The organism is Embleya sp. NPDC005575 (assembly GCF_040605455.1).
Taxonomy (GTDB): Bacteria; Actinomycetota; Actinomycetes; order Streptomycetales; family Streptomycetaceae; genus Embleya.
The window spans coordinates 58,444-66,364 of the sequence record NZ_JBEXCV010000032.1; the positions used below are offsets into that span (position 1 = coordinate 58,444).

The window sequence follows — 7,921 nt, forward strand, 5'->3', positions numbered from 1 at the left end:
CTCGGCGGCAGCGTCACGCTCTTGTCGCGCAGCCGTTCGCACAGTCGTTCGCACAGTGAATCGCGCAATCGCCCTGCCACCCTGCCACCCTGCCGGCGTGCCGGCGTGCCGGCCGACCCTACCGGTTGCGCCGAGCCGGCGACATGATCCATTCGTCTTCTTGTGGGTGTCATGTCTCGGCCACACCGGCGCAACACGCAGCGGCCAGACTGGGGGCATGTCGAAGCTCAGTACACCGGAGATGCCTGTGACCCAAACGAACGACCTGCTCGACCCGAACCCCCGGCACGAACGTGAGCGAGGCATCGCGCTCGTGGCGCACGATCGGTGCAAGCCGGAGATGCTCTCCTGGGCCGGGACCCACCGCGAGACCCTCGCCCGGCACCGCCTGTACGCGACGGGGACCACCGGCGGCATCCTCGCCGACGAACTCGACCTGGAGATCACCCGCTTCCGCAGCGGTCCGCTCGGCGGCGACCAGCAGATCGGGTCGCGGATCGCCGAGGGGGACGTGGACCTGCTGGTTTTCTTCTGGGATCCGCTGAGCCCGCAGCCGCACGAGCCCGACGTGCGCGCGTTGTTGCGACTCGCGGTCCTGGCGGACATTCCGGTGGCCTGCAACCGGGCGACCGCCGACTTCGTGATCACCTCACCGCTGCTGGCGATGGCGGACGACCCGGAGCGCACCGGCTCACCGATGTTCGCACCACTGGCGGCGTAGCGCGCTTTCGCCGCCGGGCCGCGCTCAGGGCCGGGACAGGCCCGTGCGGTGGGCGTAGCGCACCGCGTCGGCTCGATTGCGGGCGTTGATCTTGGCGAAGGCGTTGTTGATGTGCGTCTTCACGGTCGCCTCCCCGATGGACAGTGCGGCGGCGATGCCCGCGTTCTTCAGACCGGCCGCGATCAGTGTCAGCACCTCCACCTCACGATCGGTGAGTCGATCGGGATGCGCGCTAGCCGTCGTGGCCGTCTTGGCCGGCGCTGTCGACTCGGACCCGTCCGTCACGTCGGTCATCCTTTCGAACATTGCCGCAGCCATCGCGGTGATACGGGCCGTTTTAGTTGATTCTGTGCTTTCGGGTGAGTTCGGCAAGATCGCGCCGTACAACCTACCGGCAGCGAGACGGCCATGATCGCGATTCGGCGGCGTCGCGATGTGCGGGCCTGCGTCGGCGCGTCGGTGCGTGCCGACGAAGGCGGGCGCGTCGGGTGCGGTCAGCCGGCCGCCGGCGGGGTCGGTTCCCGGCGGGACCAGTGGGTGAGCACCTCGGTGTACGGGTTGGCGGGCAGCCAGGAAATCGCGTCCCGGGCGGCGCGTTCGTAGCTGTCGGCCAAGGCTCGCGCCTCGGCGCCGGCGCCGGTGGTCTCGACCAGCACGCGCATCCGGGCGAGCGCCGTCTCCGGATTGCCCTCGTGCAGGAGGGCATGCCGGATCGCGGCGCGCTGTTCGATGCTGCCGCGTTCGTGGGCAAGCAGCACCGGCAGGGTCGGGCGGTGGTTGCACACGTCGCTGTCGGCGGGCTTGCCCATCGTGGCGGCGGATGCGTCGTCGTACGGGAGCAGGTCGTCGCGGATCTGGAAGGCCAGGCCGACGTGTCGCCCGAACGCGCCGAGCGCCTCCACCGCCGCGTCGGTCCCGCCGCCGAGGATCGCGCCCACCCGGCAGGACGTGGCCAGCAGCGCGCCGGTCTTGCGGCCGGCCATCGAGAGGTAGTCCTCGACCGGGCAGTCCAGGTCGCCGGCGAAGCCGAGTTCGTCGAACACGCCCTGGCACATCGCGTATCCACCCTCGGCCTGCGCCGCCATCGCGCGTGCGATGCGCTCGCCCGGCACGCCGTGACGCGCACACTCGGCGAGCGCGCCGAACCAGGCGAAGTACAGGCTGCTGCCCGCGATGATGGCCCGCTCGGTGCCGTAGGCGACGTGTACCGCGGGCCGGCCTCGCCGCTCCTCGTCGGCGTCGACGATGTCGTCGTGCACCAGGCTGCCGGTGTGCACGCACTCCATGCCGACGGCGGCCGGCAGCGCGTGCTCGACCTCGCCGCCGACCGCGAGCGCGGCGTACATCACCAGCGCGGGCCGCAGCAGCTTGCCGGTCGGCAGCAGCGCGTACCGGTGCACCGCGTCCATGCCGGCGGCGTCCTGCGGCCAGCGTCGGGCGAACTCGGCGGCCAGGACGGTCGGTACGTCCACGATCGGCCGATCGGACAACTCGTATGGGGTGGGCGCGACGGTCGTGTGCGCCCACCCGGTCGATCGACGCTTATGGGCCGTCGAGGAAACCTGCGGTGTCTCGGTCACAGCTTGCCAACCCCCTGTATCGCCCCCGGAGCGCGGCCCCCGGTGCGCCGAAGCGGGCGGGGGCGACGCATGATGCGGACGCTCGCCGGCGCCCGGATCAACCCAACAGACCCCGGCGGGCCGCCGACAGCCGGGTACGGAAGCATGGCTCCGGCGTGCGCTCACCCGAACGGGAATCCGCGCTCCCACACCCCACCATCGCGTGGTTTCGCGCCGGAGTCCTGTGCGACGACATCGGCGGTGAGCACGGTGTCCTCGGCCGTGTCGGCGGTCGGCTCGGTGGATCGGCCGATTCGCGCGCCCGCTTCCGCGTGATCGGTCCTATCGGTCGGGTGGGCCGGTTCCTAGACTCCGCATGGGTTCCGTTGTTCGGTTCGCCGTGACCGTGGGACGTCGATGCCAACCCCACTTGCCGTCCGCACGTCGCGGATGGCCGCGACCCGGGGCGATCGGGCCGTCCGGCACCAGGACGCCGACGGCCGCGACGGTGTGCCGCAGCGGTCGAGGCGCATCCCGACGGCGGGCGGCTTGTGTTGCTCCCGAGGTGGACCGGATCCGGTGGTGGTGGGCATCGCGTTACGCAGGATCGATGGGGGACGAGGTCGAAGGCGATGAGCGCAGGTCGCATGCGGTGGGACGACGCGGGGGACGCGGACGGCGACGTCCGCCCGCGACCGGCGTTGACCCGACCACGCTGGTGGCCGGCCGACGCCGAGCTCGACGCGCCGGCGTACGCACCGACCGAGGCGCGGTTCGCGGGCCCGCCGGCCATGACCGCAGGGGCGTTCGCCCAGGCGGACGGACCACCGCCGATTCCGCTCGCGCCGGGTTTCCAGACGGACGGACCGCCGCCGGCGGTGCTCTCTGCGGCTGCGTCGGGCGAGGCCGCCGGACAACCCCCGTGGTTCTGGTCGGCGTCGGGAGTTCCCGAGACGGGGGCGGAACCCGATCCGGCGATCGGTGCGGAGTGGGCGGCGGCACCGGGTGAACCGAACGCCTACGACTGGAAGTCCGAGCAGCGGCCGCAGTCCCGGGTGCGCGTCGTGGTCGCCGGGGTGCTCCTGGTCACCGGCATCACCGTCGCTGCGGTCCTGCTCACCGGCGGCGACGAGGACACCGCCGCCGACGCTCCGCCGTCCTCGGCGCCGCCGGCGACCGCGAGTGTGATCGCTCCCGAACAATTGGCCGCGTACCAACCCCAGCAGGTGACCAGACGTTCCGCCGACGGACGCATCCAGGTGTCGTGGCAGGCGCCGACACGGACCGACGGGATCGCCGGATACATGGCGATCGCGCAAAGTCCGGCCGGTGCCTACCAGAAGACCGAATTGCCCGGCGCGGGTGAGACGAGCGTCGTCTTCACCGGGCCGCCGGTCAGCGCCGATTCGTGTGTGATCGTGGTGACTCTGATCACCGGAACACCCTCGATGAAGTTGGCTCCCGGCAAGCCCGTGTGCGGACCGTCGGCCATTGGAACGCCCGTCCCCGGGACGCCCGGATCCAGCGTGCGGCCGTCCGATTCGGGCCGTTAGCGCGCAGTCCCGACACCGAGCAGCCCAGTCCCGACCCGTTTCCATCTCGAACCGGTTCCACCCCTCGAACCGGTTCGACTCCGAAGACCAACGCACCAGCTCGACCGAAGGAGCGCACGTGCCCGACCATTTCGTGGTGCCGGCGTGGCCCGTCGTATCGATCGAGTTGTCGATCGACGACACGGTTCACGTCGACGGGGAGCGGATCCCGGTTCCGCCCGGTGCGCACCCGCGTGCGATCGCGTTGGAGAAGGCGGCGGCGACAGCGCGTTCCCTGGGCCGCCCGGTGCGGGCCGAGGCCAAGGAGCCGGACGGCACGATCTTCCCGCTCATCGTCGCGCCGGATGGCAGGGCCAGTGCTTCCGACAGCGCGCTTCCCCCTTCCCCGAAGCGGCGCTCGCTCCCGGGCCGACGCAAGCGCACCTCACCCCCACACGTCGAGCCGAGCCGGGACGCCCGGGAACGGTCGGAACAGCCGTTGGCCGCGGACGGTTCGACCGCGGCTCGGAGCCGGCTCCCGACCGGCGCGGTGGATCCGAGGACACGGGCGACGCCCGACGGGCCGCACGGCGAGGCGCCTTCCGGGCCGTCGGGCGAGCCGTCCGACAGGCAACCACCGAACCCGCCGACCGAAGGCGCCTTCGGCGAGCCGCCGTTCGACCCCGGGCAACACGTCGAGCGGGCATCGACGCGGCAGGCGCCCACCGGTCCGGAAGTCGAACCGGCCGCGCCTGTGCCCTCGTTCGAACCGACGCCGCCCGCGCTCGAACGTGCCGAACCGGCCCCCACCTGGCATTTGCCGCAACCGCCGCCTGCCCGGGTGCCCGCCGACGAGGAACCCCTGGCCTTTCCCGACCCGCCCGCGCGCACGGTGCCCGAGCCGCCGGAGCAGCCGGCTTCCACCCACTCGCCGGCTCCGACCCAGCCCGAGCCGCCCGAGCCCACCCGTCCGCCGGAGCCGACCCGCCCGCCCGAGCCGACCCGCCCGCCGGAGCCCACCGCCCCGCCGGAGCCGACCGCCCTGCCGGAGCCGACCGCCCTGCCGGAGCCGACCGCCCTGCCGGAGCCGACCGCCCCGCCGGAGCCGAGTCCGCCTCCGGTCCTGGTCGAGCCGACCGAGGAACAGCAGCGGATCATCGTGGAGATCGCCCGGGCCGTCCATTCGGGTGCGGACGACCAGGCCCTGGCCATGGCCGCATCCCTGGACGCGTCGGTCGGCCGCGGCGGTGACGAGTACGCCGTGCCGCCCGCGCGCGAGGTGCATGCCTACGTGGCCCTGCTGACCGGTCGACCGGCCCTTGCGGTGAAGCTGTACGCCGACGCGGCCCTGGCCCGGGGCGCCCACCCGCACGACGCGGCCCGGATGATCGAGAACGCGCACCACTGCTGGTTGCGTGTCGAGGAAGTGGAGGCCGCGCACGACCTCGGCTCGGTCGTCCTGCGCGCCTACTCGACGATCCCCACCGACCCCGGACGCGAAGCCGCGCAGGACCGCATACGATCCCTGCGCGCCCGGCTGTCCGAGTCGTAGCGGAGCAACCGACGGCCCGCAGGACTTGCGGGCCGCCGGCGTCCGGGGGACATCCGGTCCGAACCCGGCCGCCGGAGAGGGCGGAGCCCGGATTCAGGTGCAGGGGGTTTCGGGGCCACGCAGACGAATCACCCAGGTCGCCAGTCCGGCGCCGAGCAACAGGGCGAGCGGAAGCCCCAGCCATACGGCGGGACCACCGAAGGCCGCACCCGCGCCGGCCGAGTCCTGATTGCCGCCGGTCGGTTGCGCCGCGGCGCCCGGAGCCGGGTTCCCGCTTGTCGCGATCCTGCCCGGCGAAGTGGTCGACCGGGCGGTCGTCGCGGACAGCGACGGGTCCGGTGTGTACGCCGGTCCGAGTTCCCTGGTGCCGCCGACGGACACGTCGATCGCGAGCGAGCGCCGTTCGCCCTCGCCCTGTACCGCGACCGCGAGGTAATACCACCCCGGCAGCATGTCGGCGACCTCTTGTTGCCGGTCGCTGCGGTTGAGGTAGCGCACGGGCCGCGTGGCGAACGGGTCCGAACGGCCGGCGAAGATGTGCTCGGTGTCGAAGACGGACGCCGACTCGTGGGCCAGTTCCTCGCGCACGGGGTTGTACAGCCGGACCTCCGTCGGGGCGTAACCCCGCCCGCCGCCCACCCGCGCCTGGACGGCCAGGCTCTGGCCCCAGTCCAGGCGGACGCGGTAGAAGGCCCACTCCCCGAACGCGATGTCGTCGGTGAAGTGGCCGGAGCCGGGCAGTGTGCCGGCGTCGGTGAACGACCCGCCGCCCAGCACCGGTACGGGAGAGCCGCCCGGCTCGGTGTAGCGCGCGATCACGGATTCGGCCGGGCCCGTGTCCGCAACGGCCGGTTCCAGGAAGATTCGCAATTCGAGCGGGACCGGCGGCCCGGTGCCCCGCCGGGTCGCCGAGAACACCTGTCGACCCGGCTTGGTGCAACTGCTGTTGCGGCCCGTTGCGGTCGCTCCCCATTTCAGCGACGCCGTAACGACCTTGACCAACGACTGGGACAGCCCGGTGTCCGTCTTGCACGAGGCACCGCGCTCGTCGATCAGTTTCAGGTCGAGCGCCTCCAGGCCCTTCACCCTGCTGACGGTCGTCCCCGATAGGTACACCGTGTACCCCAACGGCACGTCCACCGCGTAGTACTTGACCTCCTTGTCGGCCATCCGGTCCACGTAGTTGCCGGGGGCGAGCGACACCGCGCGGGCGCCATCGGGCGCGCCGGAGACGGGAGTTCCGGCCGGGATGTACGTGCGTGGCTGGCGCCGGCTCGGCCACTCGGGTGCCGATTCCGCCGACGGCCGGTCCCGGGCGCGGCCGTTCGCGTCGGCGGCGTACGCGTGCGGGACCACGCCGAGCAGCGAGACCACGCCCAGGGTGAGCGCCGCCGCACAGGCGGGGAAGGCTCGCTGTTTCATGCCCGGAAATGTAGATCAGGATTGCACTTGCAAACAATAGATTACCGAGGAGTAATGGTCCCCGAAAGGTGTCCGAACCCCTGCGCTAGGGTAACGACGTGCCCACACCGCTAGCCGGCCGTTTCACCCTTGTCGATCCCGTCGGAACCGGTATGTCCGGCACCGTATGGCGGGCGTTCGACCATCGGTTGGGCGGTTACTGCGCCGCCAAACTGGTGCGTCCGGCCGACGCGGGGCTGCTGCTGCGGGTGGTGCGCGAGCAGGGATTCAGGCTGGAGCACCCACACGTTTCGTCGCCCTACACCTGGGTCGCCGACGGCGACGTGCTGATCGCGATGGAGTTGTTCGAGGGCGGGTCGCTCGCTTCGCTGATCCGTGATCACGGCGCACTGCCGCAGGCGTACGCCGGGGCGATTCTCGGCCAACTCCTGGACGCCCTGGAGCATGTGCACGCGGTCGGCCTCGTGCACCGCGACGTCAAGCCGGCGAACGTCCTGCTGGAGGTGACCGGACAGGACCGACCCCGTTGTCTGCTCGGCGACTTCGGCCTGGCCTTGCCTCGCGAAGGCCCCAGGCTCACCGAAGTCGGTCATGTGGTGGGTACTTGGGGCTACCTGCCGCCGGAGGCGTCGACCGGCGCACCGCCGGACGTGCGCCGGGATCTGTACGCGTTGGGCATCCTGGCGTGGCAACTGCTCACCGGGAGCGAGAATCCGCCCGACGAGCCGCCGGCATTTCCCGTCGACGGCGGCGCGTTGTGGGACCTGGTGCGCACGCTGACCGAGCCCGAGCCCGGCGCGCGACCGGTGGACGCCGCGCAGGCGTCGGCTCGCCTTCGGGAGATCGCTCCCGGCTTGGGGCCGGTGACGCCGGCGTCGACCGAGGACGGCGAGCCGATCGAGGTCTTCGACGTGCTGGGCCCGCTGCCGGAGGGCGCCCCGGACGGCCTGGTGCTGCGCGACGTGTCGCGCACTTCGGACACGTGGCAGGAGGCTCGGGGGCCGAGCCCTCGCGGAGCCTCGTCCGCCGCTCGGGTCACCGCGCCCGCGCCGGAGTCGGCATCCTGGCGTCGAATACGTCCTCGATCCCGATCATGAAACTCGGCATGGCCACGGCCCGGCCGCAGCAGGTCGTC

At 72.1% G+C, this 7,921-nt stretch carries 7 protein-coding genes; 4 read left to right on the top strand and 3 right to left on the bottom strand.

Translation table 11 applies throughout. The features are described from left to right. Positions 1-241: 241 nt before the first annotated feature. A complete protein-coding gene (locus ABZS54_RS14095) occupies positions 242-721 on the top strand; it encodes a methylglyoxal synthase (RefSeq protein ID WP_355534558.1) in 480 nt (159 codons plus the stop codon). Positions 722-745: 24 nt separating this feature from the next. Here the strand turns inward: ABZS54_RS14095 and ABZS54_RS14100 are convergent, their stop codons facing one another. Beyond that, positions 746-1,006 (bottom strand): helix-turn-helix transcriptional regulator, encoded by a 261-nt coding sequence (locus ABZS54_RS14100; protein ID WP_355534541.1) that lies wholly within the window; start codon positions 1,004-1,006, stop codon positions 746-748. Between the two features lie 209 nt (positions 1,007-1,215). Next, positions 1,216-2,301 carry a polyprenyl synthetase family protein gene (locus ABZS54_RS14105; protein ID WP_355534543.1) on the bottom strand — a complete coding sequence of 362 codons (1,086 nt, stop codon included), beginning with the start codon at positions 2,299-2,301 and terminating at the stop codon, positions 1,216-1,218. 611 nt (positions 2,302-2,912) lie between these two features. Between ABZS54_RS14105 and ABZS54_RS14110 the strand changes: the two genes are divergently transcribed. Further along, complete coding sequence (locus ABZS54_RS14110) at positions 2,913-3,833, top strand: hypothetical protein (RefSeq protein WP_355534545.1); 921 nt, start codon at positions 2,913-2,915, stop codon at positions 3,831-3,833. Between the two features lie 118 nt (positions 3,834-3,951). Next, complete coding sequence (locus ABZS54_RS14115) at positions 3,952-5,364, top strand: hypothetical protein (RefSeq protein WP_355534546.1); 1,413 nt, start codon at positions 3,952-3,954, stop codon at positions 5,362-5,364. Positions 5,365-5,457: 93 nt separating this feature from the next. Here the strand turns inward: ABZS54_RS14115 and ABZS54_RS14120 are convergent, their stop codons facing one another. Further along, positions 5,458-6,786: a hypothetical protein gene (locus ABZS54_RS14120; protein ID WP_355534548.1), complete on the bottom strand. Its 1,329-nt coding sequence runs from the start codon at positions 6,784-6,786 to the stop codon at positions 5,458-5,460. Positions 6,787-6,884: 98 nt separating this feature from the next. On the opposite strand from ABZS54_RS14120, the gene ABZS54_RS14125 reads away from it, so the two are divergent. Then, a complete protein-coding gene (locus ABZS54_RS14125) occupies positions 6,885-7,883 on the top strand; it encodes a serine/threonine-protein kinase (RefSeq protein WP_355534550.1) in 999 nt (332 codons plus the stop codon). The last annotated feature ends 38 nt before the right edge of the window (positions 7,884-7,921 follow it).

What these genes read in the sequence shown, in the direction of transcription:
- ABZS54_RS14110 (WP_355534545.1), top strand. Translation starts at nt 2,913, where the DNA reads ATGAGCGCAGGTCGCATGCGGTGGGACGACGCGGGGGACGCGGACGGC.
- ABZS54_RS14095 (WP_355534558.1), top strand. Translation starts at nt 242, where the DNA reads ATGCCTGTGACCCAAACGAACGACCTGCTCGACCCGAACCCCCGGCAC.
- ABZS54_RS14120 (WP_355534548.1), bottom strand. Translation starts at nt 6,786, where the DNA reads ATGAAACAGCGAGCCTTCCCCGCCTGTGCGGCGGCGCTCACCCTGGGC.